Origin of the sequence: Clostridioides sp. ZZV15-6383 (assembly GCF_020657735.1) — a bacterium.
GTDB lineage: Bacteria > Bacillota > Clostridia > Peptostreptococcales > Peptostreptococcaceae > Clostridioides > Clostridioides difficile_D.
Window position 1 is genome coordinate 1 of the sequence record NZ_JAGWCV010000253.1, and the last position, 233, is coordinate 233.

General features: G+C 23.6%; 1 protein-coding gene. It reads right to left on the reverse strand.

What is annotated here, in order from left to right; translation table 11 throughout:
• Nucleotides 1–126 (reverse strand): helix-turn-helix domain-containing protein (locus tag KGF42_RS19680; RefSeq protein ID WP_196421656.1); only part of this gene is annotated, 126 nt, incomplete at its 3' end.
• Between the last annotated feature and the right edge of the window lie 107 nt (nt 127–233).

A 233-nucleotide genomic window follows, 5' to 3' on the forward strand; every position in this document is an offset into this window, starting at 1 on the left:
ATCTATTCTTTTAGCAAGATACTTATTATATACAAATCTACAACATCCAAAAGTTTTGTTAATTAGCTCTTGCTGTTTTTTATTTGGATATATTCTAAACTTATAAGCTTTTTCCACTACTACCACCTCACTTTAATTGTTTTTTGATACACTTTTTAATGATTTTATCATATTTAATATATTATGCTGTGGTGAACAATTTATTAATCACCTATCATAATATTAACAAATGT